The sequence below is a fragment of the Desulfomicrobium salsuginis genome, from assembly GCF_054657795.1.
The window spans coordinates 1,501,952-1,517,727 of record NZ_BAAHYA010000001.1 but is presented as its reverse complement, the minus strand read 5'-3'; the positions used below and the strand labels follow the sequence as shown (position 1 = coordinate 1,517,727).

Below are 15,776 nucleotides of genomic sequence, written 5' to 3'. Positions count from 1 at the left end.
GCGTTCGAAGCGGCCGGCATCAGGAGTTTTCCGGGGTCGGCGCGGTCTTGAATTCCGGGGCCAGGGTGTTGTCCACGACCACGGGCTGCCCGTTGCGGTACTTGAAGACGCCCGTGCTGACCACGGTCTGGCCGGGCTCGATCCCCTTGGTCACGGCCACGAAATCGCCGCGCCGCTCGCCGAGGGTCACGAACTGCTGGCGCAGTTTCAGGCCTTCGCTGCCGTTGCCCTCGGCCGCCTCGACCAGGAAGACCGAGGCCCCGTAGGCCGCAGAAAGCACGGCGGTGACGGGAACGGTGGTCACGACGCGCTCATCGGGCAGGGCCACTCCGACATTGACGAACATGCCCGGCCGCAAGGCCTGGCCGGGGTTGCCCAGCACCGCCTGCATGCGCACCGTGCGCGTGGAGCTGTCGGCCAGGGGCTCGATGGCCGTGAGCCGCCCTTCCAGGGTTTTGCCGGGCACGGCGTCGGAGGTCACGCGGACCGTGACGCCGGGGTGCACCTGCGCGACCTGCTGCTGGGGCAGCACGAACTCGACGTGCACGGTGTCGAGGTGCTGCAGGCTGGCGATGACGTCGCTGTCGCCCAGGTTCTGACCGAGGTTGACCTGGCGGATGCCCAGGGTCCCGGCAAAGGGGGCGCGAATGGTCTTCTTGGCGATGACGGCCCGCAGGGCGTCCATCTCGGCCAGGAACTGCCGGTGCGTAGCCAGGGCGGTGTCGTACTCGGCCTTGGCCGTGGAGCGTTGGGCCAACAGGGATTCCATGCGCTTCAGGTTGACGCGGGCCAGGTTCTCGCTGGCCTCGAGGGCGCGCAGCTGCGCAGCCTCCTGCGACACGTCCAGCTGCACCAGGGCGTCCCCGGCAGACACGCGATCCCCCGAGTCGAAGAGAATACGCACGACCTTGCCCGGAATCTCGGCGGTCAGGGTCACGCCTTGCACTGCCGTGACCGACCCGACGGCGGTCAGCACCGTCTCCCACGAAGCCGACGTGGCGTTGACGGCCGAGACCACTGCGGGAGGCATGACCATGGACTTGCCCTGGTCGATCATTTTTTTGATCTGCAGGGCCTTGATGCCGGCAAGCCCGCCGGCCACAACTGCGACAAGGAGAAGGGCGAGGAGAATTTTTCTGATCATGGCAATCCGATGCTTGGGTTTTTGCAATCCGCCCATGGCGGCCAATGCACGCTCCTACATGCAAACCTGTTCGCTCGTAAAGAACCCTTGGCAGGTCGCAACAGAAAAAACTCCCTGCAAATACGCAGGCCCGCGGCGGCACGTGCATCGGAACCTGCACCAGAAATGCAACCGGCATTGACATTTCCCGCACGTGAGGGAACGCTCGACCTAAGATCGACGGTCCCGGCGTCGGCCGCAACCATCTTCCGGAGGCACGCATGAAAAAACTCGTCGCTTTGCTCGCCCTGCTGGTCGGCGGCTGCGTCACCCTGCCCGAGAACGTGCGCCCCGTCAGCGACTTCCGCCTGGAGCGCTATCTCGGCACCTGGTACGAGATCGCCAGGCTGGACCACCCCTTCGAACGCGGCCTGAGCCATGTCACGGCGCAGTACAGCCTGCGCGGGGACGGCGGCGTGCGCGTCGTCAACCGCGGGTATTCCGCCAGGGACGAAAAATGGAAACAGGCCGAGGGCCGGGCCTATTTCGTAGACGACCCGCAGACGGGATTCCTCAAGGTCTCCTTTTTCGGCCCATTTTACGGCTCCTACGTGGTCTTCGAACTCGACCACGCAAACTACGCCTACGCCGTGGTCAGCGGGCCGGACACATCCTACCTCTGGATTCTGGCGCGCGAGCCGTTCATGGACGAGACCCTGAGGAAGGAACTCGTGGCCAAGGCCGCTGAGCGCGGCTTCAAGACGGAAGGGCTCATCTTCGTCGAACACGAATGATCGCGGCGCAGGGCCGCGACCGCTCCCGGAGGTGAAACCGCGCCCGCGCAGACGGCATGTCGGGCAGGACGCAACGGGACGGCCGCCTTTCCGAAAGACGCGCCGGCACCGTTTCGCAGGCCGCATCTCTTCGTTTGATTTTCGTTCGCCATCCTCGCCATTCATGCACGCGTTCCACGCGCCCCAACGCCGCCACGGCCGTGAAATTCCGGCGCACTGCAAAAATCTCTGGCCCTCCAAGGGGCAAAACGCATATCGTTTCCGTAATGACAGGCCGCCCGCACGGCCGGCCTGCCGGGAATCAGGAGCGCGGAACATGAACGGATCTTGCTTCGAAGACGCCAACCTGCTGAACGTCTGCCGGGAAAGCATCGACTACCAGGGCATCGTCCGGCACATCAACGACGGCGTGCTCATCCTGCGTGAAGGCAACATCGTCTTCACCAACGGCGCCTTCTGCGAAATCGTTGGCACGGACTTCACGGGCCTCATGGGCAAGCCCCTGGCCGACCTGGTCATACCCGAGGACCGGGACCGGGTGGCCCGCCATTGCGTGGACAAGCTCTACACCCCGGAGCTCCCGAACCGCATCGAGTTCTCCATCTCCCGGCCCGGAGAGGACGCCACCGTGGAAATGAAGCTGACGGTCATCGACTGCGGCGGCGCACCGGCCATCCTGGCAGCCATCACCGACATCACCGAGCGCCGCAGGACCCGCATCGAACTGCAGCGCGTCAAGGACCGCCTGGAAAGCATCCTGCACGCCATGAACGACGTGGTGGTCTCCCTTTCGCCTACGGACCATTCCATCCTGGCCATCAACCCCGCGGCCGAAGCGCTCTACGGAATCCCCCGCCGCGCCTTCAACGCCGGGGCCACGCAACTCATGCACTTCGTACACCCCGAAGACAGGGCGCAGGTCCGCAACTTCTACAACTCCATGGAGGACGACGAGTTCGGCGAGATGCAGTACCGCATCATCAGCACCAACGGCCGCATCAAGTGGGTCCACGACGAGGCCCACCTGGTCTACTGCACGGCCCGCTCGGTGCGGCGCATCGACCACGTCATCCGCGACATCACCGACCAGAAAGAGGCCCTGGACGCCCTGAAGCGCAGCGAGGAAAAATACCGGGATTTCTTCCAAGGCACCAAGGACATGGCCTATTCCGTGACGCCCGAAGGGAATTTCCTCGACATCAACGACGCCGGCGTCCAGATGCTCGGTTTCGCCAGCCGCGAGGAGGCCCTGGCCGCGAATCTCAAGGACTTCTACGAGGACCTGTCCGAGCGGGCCGGCCTCCTGGCCCAGATCAACGAACAGGGCTTCGTCGCGGACCGGCATGTCCGCTTCCGCCTCAAGGACGGTCGCGCCGTCGAAGTGGCCATCACGGCCCGGGCCAAGACCGACGATTCCGGCTACCTGGTGTCCTACGAGGGCATCGTGCACAACATCACCCAGGCCATGGAGGACCAACGCAACCGGGTGCTGCGCAACGCCGCCGGGGGCATGTGCCACTATCTGAACACCCACCTCATGCATATCGTCAACGCCAAGGAAGGCATCCTGGAGGAAATCGAGTCCCTGGAGGCCGTCGCGCGCGACACCCTGCCCGAGGGCACCGCCCAGACGTGGGAGGGCGCCTGTTCGGCCCTGCACTCCTACTGCCAGGGGCTGGAGCAGGCCTACACCAAGATCACGGCCGTGACCAAGGCCTTCAACTCCGCCTTTCTGACCTACCGGGAGGAAGCGTACCTGGACAGGGCCATCCTCGACATCTTCAACTCCTGTCTGGGAGACCCCTTGGAATGCGCCACGCCGCCGGAGACCAAACCGGACGCAGGAGGGGGCTCCTGATGCCTGATGGCGGGCCGAACCCTGGACGAGCGTGGTGAGCCCATGGCCGTGCTGAACTGGATCGGGCTCGCCCTGCTGGCCGTCCTTGCCCTGGGCGCCGCCGGCCACGCCCTGCTGAACAAGAGCGACTCCCGCTCGGCCCTGGGCTGGGTCGGGGTCTGTCTGACCTTCCCTTTGGCCGGGCCCATTCTGTACATTCTCTTCGGGGTGAACCGCGTGCGCCGCAGCGCCTCGCGCATGCGTCGCGAGATCGACGCCCTTGCGGGCGAAAGGCACTCCCCGTCAGCCCTAAGCTGCGCCGTGGTCAACCCGACCGTCCTGTTCCGGTCGTTTCAGCGTCTGGAGCGTGTGGGCCGCAACGTCCTGGAGACGGAACTGACGGGCGGCAACTGCGTGGAGCCTCTCGTCAACGGCGACGAGGCGTATCCGCTCATGCTCCAGGCCATCGAAACATCCGAACAAAGCGTCTACCTCACGACCTATATCCTCGACACGGACGCCACCGGCCGCGCATTCATCGACGCCCTGGCGCGGGCCGCGGCCCGCGGGGTCGAGGTGCGCGTCCTCATCGACGGTGTGGGCGAAAAATACTCCTGGCCCCTGGCTTCACGCCTGCTGCGCCAGAAAGGGGTCGCCACGGCCCTGTTCATCCCCCCGGCCCTCATCCCGCCGAACCTGCACATGAACATGCGCAACCACCGCAAAATCCTGGTGGTCGACGGCATTCTGGCCTTCACGGGCGGCATGAACATAAGCCAAAAACACGTGCTGGGGTCCAAGCCCCTCTGGCCGGTGACGGACGTGCACTTCATCGTCCGCGGCCCCGTCGTTTCGCAGTTGCAGGACACGTTCATCGACGACTGGCTTTTCACCACCCGGGAGCGCATCCACCCGCCCGTGCTGGCCACGGAACCCGCTGGGGACTGCCTCTGCCGGACCGTGATCGACGGGCCGAACCTGCATGAGGACAATCTCAAGACCCTGATCACGGGCATCGTTTCGGCGGCCGAATTCTCGATCAAGATCATGACCCCCTACTTCCTGCCGCCCGGCACGTTCCTGAGTTCCCTGCAATCGGCCAGGCTCAGGGGCGTGAACGTCGAGGTCATCCTGCCGGCCCGCAACAATCTGCCCTTCGTGCACTGGGCCACGAACCACATCCTGGAGGAACTGCTGCGCTCGGGCATCAAGGTATCCTTTCAGCCGGCCCCCTTCTGCCACACGAAGCTCATGCTCGTGGACGACTGCTACGTGCACCTTGGCTCGGCCAACATGGACAATCGCAGTCTGCGCCTCAATTTCGAACTGACCCTCGAAGTCCTGGACCGGCATCTGACCGAGCGCCTGACCCGGCACTTCGATGCTGTCATGGCCGCAAGCCGCCCCGTGACTCGGCAGGAGCTCCAAGGCCGGCCGCTGCCCGCGCGCCTGCGCGACGCCTTTTTCTGGCTCTTCTCGCCCTACCTCTGACCGGAGACCTCGCGCCCGCAATCGATTTGACTTTGACGGGCCAGCCCCGACACCGTATGTACAAAGACACCCCACATCAGCCCATGATCACAAGGAGGACCGCCGTGAGCAAGGAATTCACCGTTTCCGCGACCTGCCCCAGCTGCGGGCACCGCACCGAAGCGATTCACACCGAGGACGCCATGCGCGAAGCCTTCGGCAACGACGCGACCATCCGAGTGCTCTGCCCCCACTGCCAGGCGAGCTTTGAAATGCCCATGGGACTGGCCTGCGCCGACTGGGACGACTACTGCAGCGAAATCCCCCTACCCGCCGACGTCTAGAACCTGAACCAGAGCTGAATACGCATGATCTTCGTCGCCACAAAATGCTCCCAATGCCCCTTCCTGACCCTCGTCGACGGGAAGCGCGCCTGCAACATCGCCTCGCCCGCACAGCGGCCCATACCCGACGGGGACGACCGCCCCGCCTGGTGCGGACTGCGCTCGGGCCAGAAAAACGTCCGGGACTTCGCCGGCGCCCAGACCTTCATGGTCGTGACGGCCTGCGACGAGTGCCCGTTCCTGAGCCTGGTGGAGGGGCGGCGCGTCTGCAATGTCGGCCCGCCGAGCCGGCGTCCCATCCCCGACGAGGACGATCGTCCGTCCTGGTGCAGGATGCGCAAGGAGCAGATAATTGTCAGGGATTTCAAATAGGAAGGCTGCAGGGAGATCCGCTTCTTTCCTGTTGAAGTGTCGCCCCCTATCTGCTAGACAGAGAAACATTGTCGACTTGCAGGGTGAAGACGGTATGTCCAATTGACAAACACCCCCCTTCACCATAGGGAGAGCCTTTGCAAACTCTTTTTCCGGAAGGAAAAATTTTGAGGAACAACATCTAAGGAGGATTTGAGCATGGCAACAATTGAATTCCAGGGTAAATCTTTCGAAATCGACGAAGACGGTTTCCTGCTGAAGTTCGAAGACTGGTCCCCCGAGTGGGTCGAGTACGTCAAGGACAGCGAAGGCATCGCCGAGATCACCGAAGCTCATCAGCAGATCCTGGACTTCCTGCAGGACTACTACAAGAAGAACGGCATCGCCCCGATGGTCCGCATTCTTTCCAAGTCCACCGGCTACAAGCTGAAGCAGATCTACGAACTGTTCCCCTCCGGCCCCGGCAAAGGCGCCTGCAAGATGGCCGGCCTGCCCAAGCCCACCGGCTGCGTGTAGTTCGATCTTTTTCCGAAAAAAAACCCTGCTCACGCAGGGTTTTTTTTTGCCGTCCGCTCGGTCCCCTCAATCGGGAATCCGGCCGTAGATGTCGGCCAGCCTACGCATCCGGCCGGCCAGCGATGCCGTCATCGCCCCGTCCTCCGCCCTCCAGCCCCAGTTCCCGCCGGCCACGCCCGGCATGTTCATGCGCCCCTCCTCGCCCAGTCCTAGATAGTCCTGCATGGGAATGACGCACAGCCTGGCCACGCTGCCCAAAGCCATGCGGATCAGGACGTCCGCCGCCTGGTCCTCGCGCACCTCGCGCCCGGCGTAGGCCGCCAGACGCGCGCGACCAGCCTCGTCCAGCTCCCGGGCGAACCAGCCGCGCGAGGTATTGTTGTCATGGGTGCCGGTGTAGACCGCGCAATTCGGCACGACGTTGTGGGGGATGTAGGCGTTCTTGCCCATGTCCGGAGAGAAGGCGAACTGCAGGATCTTCATGCCCGGAAAACCGAACTCGTCCATGAGTTCCGTCACGTCCGCAGTGATGACACCGAGATCCTCGGCCAGCAGGGACAGACCGGGAATGCCGCCGACAAGCTCGGTGAAAAGCCGCCGTCCCGGCCCCGGAATCCACAGCCCGTTCTCGGCAGTCGGTTCGCAGGCCGGGACCTGCCAGAAGCCGCAGAACCCCCGGAAATGGTCAAGCCGGACCATGTCGAACCGCCGGCTCTCGTGAGCGAGCCGGCTGCGCCACCATCCGAACCCGTCCTTCTCGTGCCGCTCCCAGGCATAGATGGGGTTGCCCCACATCTGCCCCGTCTCGGAGAAATAGTCCGGCGGAGCGCCCGCACAGAAGACGGGCAGGCCCTGCTCATCGAGTTCGAACAACTCGCGGTGGGACCACACGTCGCAGCTGTCGAGGCTGACGTAGATGGGCGTGTCACCGATGATGGCCACGCCCCTGGACGCCGCGTACTCGTGCAGGTTCCCCCAGTGCAGGGAAAAGAGGAACTGCAGGAACCTTTCCCGCAGAATGTCGTAGCCGAGCCGCTGGCGGGCCCGCTCCAGGTCGGCCGGACGGCGCAGGCGCAAGCCCTCTCCCCAGCGATACCACGGCGCCCCGCCGTGCTCGCGCTTGAGGGCCGTGAACAGACAGAAGTCGTCCAGCCAGAAGGCCTCGGCCCGACAAAAGCGTTCGAACGCCGCATCGCTCCGCAGGCGGGGAAAGACGTTGTCGAAAACGTGCTCGAGGAGCCTGCTCCGCCAGGACGCGGCCACCGCGTAGTCAACCCGGCCCGTGGGGAACGAGGGCTCCCGGTCCAACTCCGCCTGACGCAGCAGGCCCTGCCGCACGAGCATGTCCGGGCTGATGAACAGCGTGTTGCCCGCGAAAGCCGAATAGCTGCTGTACGGCGAATTGCCGGCGCCGGCATTGATGGGCGTCAGGGGCAGCATCTGCCACAGGCTCTGGCCCGCGTCGGCCAGGAAATCGACGAAGGCGTGGGCTTGGGGGCCGAAATCCCCCAGACCGTGACGGCACGGCAGGGACGTCACGTGCATGAGCACGCCGCAACGGCGCTGCGCGTTCATGCCCCGCCTCCCTCCGGCAGGAGATAGAGTACGCCCAGGGGCGGCAGCACCAGGTTGAGGGAGTACGGCAGGCCGTGCACCGGAATGGGCTCGGCGCGCACCCGGCCCATGTTGCCCATGCCGCTTCCGCCGTAGAGTTCGCTGTCCGAGTTCAGGGCCTCGCGCCACGGCCCGTCGACGCCCACGCCCACGGCGTAGTTTTCGCGCGGCACGGGCGTGAAGTTGCAGACCACGAGCACCGACCGGCCGGACCTGTCGCGACGGAAGAAGCTGAGCACGCTCTGGTCGGAATCGTGGCAGTTCTCCCAGGCGAAGCCGGTTGGGTCGAAATCCAGTTCGTGCAGGGCCGGGCATTCCCGGTACAGCCGATTCAGGTCCCGCACCCAGGCGCGGATGCCGTCATGGGCCGGGAACCGGAGCAGATCCCAGTCCAGGGCCTGGTCGTGGTTCCATTCGCCCCACTGCCCGAACTCCGCGCCCATGAAAAGCAGCTTCTTTCCCGGCAGGCCGAACATGTACCCGAAAAGCGTGCGCAAACCCGCCATCTGCTGCCAGTAGTCCCCCGGCATCTTGGAGATGAGGGACTTCTTCCCGTAGACCACCTCGTCATGGGACAGGGGCAGGACGAAGTTCTCGGCGTAGGCGTACCACAGGGCGAACGTCAGCAGGTTGTGGTGGAATTTTCGATAGATGGGGTCGAGTTCCATGTAGGCCAGGGAATCGTTCATCCAGCCCATGTTCCACTTCAGGCCGAAGCCCAGCCCCCCGAGATAGACGGGTTTGGAGACCATGGGCCAGGAGGTGGACTCCTCGGCGATGGTCTGCACGTCAGGGAACTCCTCGTAAACCGCCTTGTTCAGTTCGCGCAGCAGTTCGATGGCACCCAGGTTCTCCCGGCCGCCGTGACGGTTGGGGATCCACTCTCCGTGCTCGCGTGAATAGTCGAGGTAGAGCATGGAGGCCACGCCGTCCACGCGCAGACCGTCGAGGTGGAACTCCCGCACCCAGTACATGGCGTTGCAGATCAGGAATCCGGCCACCTCGTAGCGGTCGTAGTTGAAGATGGCGCTCTTCCACTCGGGATGGAAACCCTGGCGCGGGTCGGCGTGCTCGAACAGGGCCGTGCCGTCGAAATTGGCCAGGCCGTGGACGTCCATGGGGAAGTGTCCCGGCACCCAGTCGAGGATGACGCCGATGCCCTGACGGTGCAGATGGTCGACGAGATACCGGAAATCCTGGGGGCACCCGTAGCGGCTGGTCGGCGCGAAATAGCCCGTACTCTGGTAGCCCCAGGAGCCGTAGAAGGGGTGCTCGGCCACGGGCATGATCTCGACATGGGTGAACCCGGCGTCCCTGACATAATCGGCCAGCTCGTGGGCCATGCGGCGGTAATTCATGAAGTTGCCGTGCTCGTCGCGCCGCCACGACCCCAGATGCACCTCGTACACGGACCAGGGGCCGTCCAGGGAGTTCTGCCGCCAGCGCGCAGCCATCCACTCCCCGTCCCCCCACTCGTACTGCAGGTCCCAGATGACGGAGGCCGTGGCCGGCGGTTCCTCGCTGAACAGGGCGAAGGGGTCGGCCCGCTCGGCCTCCCCGCCGGGCCAGGACAGGTAGTACTTGTAGCGCTGGCCGTGCGCCGCGCCGGGCACGAAGCATTCCCACACGCCCGAACTGTCGGCCCGCAGGCTCATGGGCGCGGCGGACCGGTCCCAGCCGTTGAAATCCCCGACCACCGAGACGAAGGCGGCGTTGGGCGCCCAGACCACGAACCGCGTGCCGGCCGAGTCCGGCCCCAGGGATTCCGGGTGGGCCCCGAAATGCTCGTAAAGCCGGGTATGCCGGCCCTGCTTGAAGAGATATATGTCCAAATCGCCGAGACTGCGCCGTGCATCCATAGAACACCTCCGGATATTCGAGACTTCACGATAGGAAAGAGACAGGCGCATTGGCAAGGAAAGAAGCTTTTCGACGCCGAAAAGGCGAAAAAAAAGCGCGGTCGACGCCGCGCTTCCAGTCACCGACCGCAGGATCGATCCTAGTGGTGGTGTTCGTTCATGCCTTCCTTGATGCGGTACAGCGCGGCGATGACGATGGCCGCGAGGTACGTGAAAATTCCGATGACTCCGATGAAGCCCTGCACCGTGCTGTGCATCATGTTCCCGAAAAGCTCTCCCAGCATGACATCCTCCTCGTAACGTGTCCCGGCAAGTCGTATGTGGAACTTTTCACAACCATATCTTGACCGAAAAAGTCAAGGAAAAAGGGCGGTGCGGCCTCCCCGGACCCGGCCGGGAAGATCGCGTCATCCTCACGCCGACGCCACTTCCTCGAAAAAGGTGTCGCGTTCGACCGGGGTGAAACCCGTGGCCGCGATGGTTTCCACCAGCTCGGACACCGTCAACCCCTTGGGCGTGTCGGCGCCGGCGGCATGGCCGATCTTCTCCTCCACGATGGTCCCGTCGAAATCGTCGGCCCCGGCCCACAGGGCCATCTGAGCGGCCTTGATGCCGGCGAAGGCCCAGTAGGCCTTGATGTGCGGGATGTTGTCCAGGAACAGGCGCGCCACGGAGATGGTGCGCAGGTACTCCTCGCCCGTGGGGCCGGGCACGCCCAGGGCGTTGTTGCGTGACTGGTAGGCCAGGGGGATGAAGACGATGAAGCCCGGCTTCTCGTCCTCCAAGGCACGCAGGCGCTCCATGTGGTAGACGCGGTCCTCCCAGGACTCGATGTGTCCGAAGAGCATGGTCGAGTTGGTCTTCATGCCCATGTCGTGGGCCAGACCGTGGATATGCAGCCAGCGGTCCGCCGTGACCTTTTCCGGACAGAGCTTCTCGCGCATGGCCGGCGAGAAGACCTCGGCGCCGCCGCCGGGCAGGGCGTCCAGGCCGACGGCCTTCATCTCCCGCAGCACAGCGGCCTCGTCGGTGCCCAAGGTGTCGGCGAAATGCGCCACCTCCACGGCGGTAAAGGCCTTGACCACGGCGTTCGGCCGCACTTCCTTGCACAGGGCCAGCAGGTCCAGATAATATTGATAAGGCAGGTCGGGGTTGAGACCGCCGGTGATGTGGATCTCGCGGATGGGCTCGTCGATGCGGTCCATGAGGCGCTTTTTGGCCTCTTCCAGGGAGTAGGTATACCCGCCCTCCTCCCCCGCCTTCTTGAAGAAGGCGCAGAAGCGGCACTGGTTGCGGCACACGTTGGTGTAGTTCAGGTGCTGGTTGTAGACGTAGTAGGCCCGGTCACCGTGCCTGACCCTGCGCTGGCGCAGGGCCGCCTCGCCCAGCTCGTGGACAGATGCCTTGAGCCCGAGTTCCAGGGCAAACTGCGCGTCAATGCGCTCGCCGGGTTTCAATGTGGCCAGCCGCTTTCTGGCGGCGCTGTCGAGTCCGCTTTCCATCATAGTCTCATCCCCCAAAAAAATGAGGCCGCACCCGTTCGGATGCAGCCTCGTGTCATGTTCGTTCCGGCGCGAAGCTGCCGTTACGCTTATTCTTCTTCCGTCTCGGCGTCGGCGTTCTCTTCCATCTTCTGACGGATCATGTCGCCAAGGTTGCTGCCGGTCATGGTGCCGCTCTGGGTGGTGCGGAACTCGCCGCCACCGGGGCGCTTGCGCTCGTCCTGCTGCTTCAGGGACAGACCCAGACGGCGCTCGTCGGCGCTGACGTGGATGACCTTGGCCTCGATGGCGTCGCCCTCGTTGAAGGCTTCCTTGGGGCTCTTGATCTTCTTCTTGCTCATCTCGCTGACGTGGACCAGGCCTTCGATGCCTTCCTCGACCTCAACGAACAGACCGAAGTCCGTGATGTTCGTGATGGTTCCGGTCAGCAGGGTGCCCACGGGGTAGCGGTTGGGCACGTCCAGCCACGGATCGTCGGCCAGCTGCTTGATGCCCAGAGTGAACTTCTCGTTCTCCTTGTCCACGGTCAGAACCTTGGCGCGGACAACGTCGCCCACCTTGTAGAGCTCGTTGGGGTGGCGGATCTTCTTGGTCCAGGACAGGTCGGACACGTGGATCAGGCCGTCGATGCCGTCCTCGATGCCGATGAACAGGCCGAACTCGGTGATGTTCTTGACGCTGGCCTCAAGGATGGTGCCCTCGGGGTACTTCTCGGCCACCAGGTCCCACGGATTCGGGGCGACCTGCTTCATGCCGAGGGAAATGCGCTTGCGGTCCACGTCCACACCCAGGATGACGACATCCACCTCGTCGCCGGGGCGGACCATCTGGGAGGGGTGGCGCAGCTTGCGGGTCCAGGACATCTCGGAGATGTGCACCAGGCCTTCGACGCCGGGCTCCAGCTCCACGAACGCGCCATAGTCCACCAGGTTGGTGACCTTGCCGGACAGCTTGTGGCCCTCGGGGTACTTTTCGGAGATGTTGGACCAGGGGTCCTGCACCAGTTGCTTCAGGCCCAGGGAGACCTTCTTGTCGTTCTTGTCGAAGGACAGGACCTTCAGGGTCAGTTCGTCGCCCAGCTGGACCATTTCCTTGGGGTGCTTGATGCGCTTCCAGGACATGTCGGTGATGTGCAGCAGGCCGTCGAGGCCGCCGAGGTCGATGAACACGCCGTATTCGGTGATGTTCTTGACCACGCCCTTGACGGTCTGGCCCTCTTCGAGGGTGGTCAGCAGCTCGCCGCGCTTGCGGTCGCGGTCTTCCTCAAGCAGCACGCGGCGGGAGACGATGACGTTGCTGCGGCGGCGGTTGATCTTCAGCACGCGGAATTCGAAATCCTGGTTGACCAGGGCGTCCATGTCCGGAACGGGACGCAGATCGACATGGGAACCGGGCAGGAAGGCCTCGATGCCCTTGATTTCAACGACATATCCACCCTTGATGCGGCGGACGATGCGGCCGACCACGACATCGCCGGTCTCCAGGAGCTTCTCCAGCTCGTCCAGGACCTGCATGCGCTTGGCCTTTTCACGGGAAAGAACGATGGAGCCTTCGCGCTCGTTCTTGCGGACGACATATACGTCTACGGTGTCGCCGACTTTGACCGCCACCTGGCCGTTTTCCATGAATTCCTCGATCGGAATCTGGCCTTCGGACTTGAAGTTGACGTCCACGAGAATGTAGGTTTCGTCGATCTTTACGACTTCACCGGAAACGATCACGCCTTCTTCGATGTCGCCGAAGTCGGAGTTGAGATAGTTCTCGAGTTGGGACTCGAAATCCATCTCCATATCGAAATCGTTCATGGACTCGGTCGTGGTTTGAGTGTTGTTCATGTGTTTACCCCCTAACGAAAATAAATTTGGGCAGTCCTAGCAGAGTGACCCTACCTTGACAACCAGAATAATCTGCGGGAAAAAATAAGGTCTGGCGGTTTGCCCTTTTGCATGCACGGATCTTTTTTTCATTTGATTCCGAAATATTGCAGACGAAACTCTCAGGCCAGCGCAACAAGGTCGTAGGTCTTGGTCTCCTCGATCACGGCCCTGACCATGCGGCCCGGCCGCACATTCTCCCCGCTGACGTAGGTAATTCCGTCCACCTCCGGGGCCTGGAACCAGGTCCTGCCCTCGTAGAGGCCGGGCCACTCCTCATGGGGCCTGTCCACCAGCACCTCGAGTTCCGCGCCTTCGAATTCCGCCAGCAGGTCCTCGCTGATTTCGGCCTGCAGGGTCATGATGCGGTCTCGCCGCTCCTCCTTGACCTCGTCGGGCAGCTGGTCCGGCAGCACCGCGGCCTCGGAGCCGTCCTCGGGGTAATAGGGGAAGACGCCCAGGTGCATGAAGCGGGCTTCGCGCACGAAGGCCTCCAGGGCCGCGAACCGCTCCTCGGTCTCCCCGGGGTAGCCGACGATGAAGGTCGTGCGCAGGGCGGCATCGGGAAAGAACTCCCGCACCTGCGCGACCACGTCCCGCGGATCGCGCCGGAAGGGCCGGCCCATGGAGGCCAGGATGTCGGGATGGGCGTGCTGCAGGGGGATGTCGAAATAGGGGATGAAGGGCCGCCCCAGGTCGCGCAGGAAGGACAGCAGGTCCCGGTCAAGGCCGGCCGGGTAGAGGTACATGAGGCGCATCCAGGCCAGGCCAGGCAGGGGCGCGAGCTTCTCCAGCAGGCCGCGCAGGGCCCTTTCGCCCCTGTCCCGTCCGTAGGCCGTGACGTCCTGGGCGATGAGGACCAGCTCCTTGCGGCCCTGATCCAGGCAGCGCTTGGCGTCGTCGAGGATCGCGCTCTCGGGGCGGCTGACCAGGGGACCGCGGATGGAGGGGATGGTGCAGAACCGGCAACGGTTGTCGCACCCCTCGGCGATCTTCAGGTAGGCGAAGCCTGGCGCCGTGGTCAGCAGGCGCGCCGGCGGAAAGTCCTGCAGGGGCGGACGCCCGTCCCTGGCGGCGAGGAGTTCCCGGACCCGCTGATGCAGCTCGCCCTGGCGACCGATTTCCAGGAAAAGGTCCACCTCCGGCAATTCGGCGCGCAGGTCCTGGCCGTAGCGCGAGACCAGGCAGCCCGTGACCACCAGGGGCGGCCTGGGGTCGAGGGACGCCAGGGCCTGGGCAGTGTCGAGGATGACCTGCAAGGACTCGCTAACCGCGGGCTCGATGAAGCCGCACGTGTTGACGAGGACGACGTCGGCGTTCTCGGGCCCGGCCGCGTTGACGAAGGCGGGACCGAACCCGCCGAGCATCCACTCCGTGTCGACCTGGTTCTTGGGGCACCCCAGGCTGATGGTGTGCACACGCACTTTTTCCATTACTCCTCCAATTCCGCCGCGAATTCCGGCTCAGACCAGAATGTCACGCGGTCCTTGACGATGCCGAGTTCCGCCAGGGCCGGCGCGTTGGCGCGGCCGTGCCCCCAGAACTCGCCGCTCAGCCGGGCCGGCACGGAAATGCGCGCCAGCCGCCCGCCTGCGGAAAAAAGCCTCTGCTCCAAAAATAGCCGCAGGGCAAGGCTGCGGGCCATGTTCCCGAAGGCCGGGTGCCATGGTCCGGCTACGAGCCGGGCGAGCATGTCCGGCTCCCCTGCCAGCCCCAGGCGGATGACGTGCACGCCCCGTTCCCAGAATCGCAACAGCGCGTGCCCGCATTCCGCCACCGCCTCCTCCAGGCTCCAGGGGGCATATGCGCCTGCGGCGTGCATGTCCGCCAACCCCGTGCCGGCCATGACCACGCAGGGGTAGATGCGCACCACATTCGGCTGCAACTCCAGAGCGCGGGCCACATCCTCCCGCCACAGCGCGGCGTCATGGCCCGGCAGCCCGGGAAGGAGCTGGATGCCGAGCTCCAGGCCCGCCTCCCGGACCATTGTGCAGGCCCGCATGGCGACCTCGCCCCCATAGCCCCGCCCGCTGCGCTCCAGCACCCCGGAATCGAAGGTCTGAACCCCGAGCTCGACCATGTCCACGCCGTGTCCGCGGAGTCTGGCCAGCGTCTCCAAATCGATGCGGTCAGGCCTGGTGGAAACCCGCAGATGCACGAGCCCGCCCTGACGTCTGAAACGGGCGACCGTTTCCAGGAAACGGTCCTGCCAGGGCACGGGCAGACCGGTGAACGTCCCCCCGAAAAAGCCCAGCCCGAAGGGCGTCCTCGCGCCCGACAGCCTGCTCTTGAGTTCCGGCAGCGCGGCATCCGGGGGGGCCGAGGCCCGCCCTGTCTGAGCCCGCTGGTCGCAGAAAATGCACCTGCCGGGACAGCCCGCGAAGGGCAGAAAGAACGGCACGAGCCGCATCTTTTCAGCCCGCGGTTCGGGGTGCGGAAATCGCAGAGTTCGGGTTCGTGTCATATGCGTC

The 15,776-nt window shown here is 64.4% G+C and carries 14 protein-coding genes; 6 read left to right on the top strand and 8 right to left on the bottom strand.

Annotation, left to right across the window (positions count from 1 at the left end; all coding sequences use genetic code 11):
• Positions 1-19: 19 nt before the first annotated feature.
• Positions 20-1,144 carry an efflux RND transporter periplasmic adaptor subunit gene (locus ACYQ3G_RS06810; protein ID WP_459824027.1) on the bottom strand — a complete coding sequence of 375 codons (1,125 nt, stop codon included), beginning with the start codon at positions 1,142-1,144 and terminating at the stop codon, positions 20-22.
• Positions 1,145-1,404: 260 nt separating this feature from the next.
• Here ACYQ3G_RS06810 and ACYQ3G_RS06805 point away from each other — a divergent pair, with 260 nt between their 5' ends.
• The 6 genes from ACYQ3G_RS06805 (at position 1,405) to ACYQ3G_RS06780 (ending at position 6,456) form a co-directional block, all read left to right on the top strand.
• On the top strand, positions 1,405-1,917 hold the full coding sequence (locus tag ACYQ3G_RS06805) for a lipocalin family protein (RefSeq protein ID WP_459824025.1): 513 nt from the start codon (positions 1,405-1,407) through the stop codon (positions 1,915-1,917).
• 316 nt (positions 1,918-2,233) lie between these two features.
• The gene (locus ACYQ3G_RS06800) at positions 2,234-3,775 is read left to right on the top strand and encodes a PAS domain S-box protein (RefSeq protein ID WP_459824022.1); all 1,542 of its coding nucleotides are present in this window, start codon (positions 2,234-2,236) and stop codon (positions 3,773-3,775) included.
• Between the two features lie 6 nt (positions 3,776-3,781).
• A complete protein-coding gene (gene cls / locus ACYQ3G_RS06795; RefSeq protein WP_459824020.1) occupies positions 3,782-5,245 on the top strand; it encodes a cardiolipin synthase in 1,464 nt (487 codons plus the stop codon).
• Positions 5,246-5,349: 104 nt separating this feature from the next.
• On the top strand, positions 5,350-5,568 hold the full coding sequence (locus tag ACYQ3G_RS06790) for a CpXC domain-containing protein (protein ID WP_028577896.1): 219 nt from the start codon (positions 5,350-5,352) through the stop codon (positions 5,566-5,568).
• Between the two features lie 24 nt (positions 5,569-5,592).
• Positions 5,593-5,940, top strand: a complete 348-nt coding sequence (locus tag ACYQ3G_RS06785) for a hypothetical protein (protein WP_043775749.1) — start codon at positions 5,593-5,595, stop codon at positions 5,938-5,940.
• A gap of 198 nt (positions 5,941-6,138) precedes the next feature.
• Positions 6,139-6,456 (top strand): TusE/DsrC/DsvC family sulfur relay protein, encoded by a 318-nt coding sequence (locus ACYQ3G_RS06780; RefSeq protein ID WP_028577897.1) that lies wholly within the window; start codon positions 6,139-6,141, stop codon positions 6,454-6,456.
• 66 nt (positions 6,457-6,522) lie between these two features.
• On the opposite strand, the gene malQ is transcribed toward ACYQ3G_RS06780, so the two are convergent.
• The 7 genes from malQ to ACYQ3G_RS06745 all read right to left on the bottom strand — a co-directional run bounded on the left by malQ (position 6,523) and on the right by ACYQ3G_RS06745 (position 15,706).
• Positions 6,523-8,031, bottom strand: a complete 1,509-nt coding sequence (malQ, locus tag ACYQ3G_RS06775; protein ID WP_459824016.1) for a 4-alpha-glucanotransferase — start codon at positions 8,029-8,031, stop codon at positions 6,523-6,525.
• Complete coding sequence (gene glgB, locus ACYQ3G_RS06770) at positions 8,028-9,929, bottom strand: 1,4-alpha-glucan branching protein GlgB (protein ID WP_459824013.1); 1,902 nt, start codon at positions 9,927-9,929, stop codon at positions 8,028-8,030. The genes malQ and glgB overlap by 4 nt, the downstream gene beginning before the upstream one ends.
• A gap of 140 nt (positions 9,930-10,069) precedes the next feature.
• Positions 10,070-10,213 (bottom strand): hypothetical protein, encoded by a 144-nt coding sequence (locus tag ACYQ3G_RS06765; RefSeq protein WP_169725561.1) that lies wholly within the window; start codon positions 10,211-10,213, stop codon positions 10,070-10,072.
• Between the two features lie 129 nt (positions 10,214-10,342).
• Positions 10,343-11,431: an aminofutalosine synthase MqnE gene (gene mqnE, locus ACYQ3G_RS06760; protein WP_459824009.1), complete on the bottom strand. Its 1,089-nt coding sequence runs from the start codon at positions 11,429-11,431 to the stop codon at positions 10,343-10,345.
• An 89-nt stretch (positions 11,432-11,520) separates the two neighbouring features.
• The gene (locus tag ACYQ3G_RS06755) at positions 11,521-13,266 is read right to left on the bottom strand and encodes a 30S ribosomal protein S1 (protein WP_028577901.1); all 1,746 of its coding nucleotides are present in this window, start codon (positions 13,264-13,266) and stop codon (positions 11,521-11,523) included.
• A 161-nt stretch (positions 13,267-13,427) separates the two neighbouring features.
• Positions 13,428-14,738, bottom strand: a complete 1,311-nt coding sequence (rimO, locus tag ACYQ3G_RS06750; RefSeq protein ID WP_459824005.1) for a 30S ribosomal protein S12 methylthiotransferase RimO — start codon at positions 14,736-14,738, stop codon at positions 13,428-13,430.
• On the bottom strand, positions 14,738-15,706 hold the full coding sequence (locus tag ACYQ3G_RS06745) for a radical SAM protein (protein ID WP_459824002.1): 969 nt from the start codon (positions 15,704-15,706) through the stop codon (positions 14,738-14,740). The genes rimO and ACYQ3G_RS06745 overlap by 1 nt, the downstream gene beginning before the upstream one ends.
• Between the last annotated feature and the right edge of the window lie 70 nt (positions 15,707-15,776).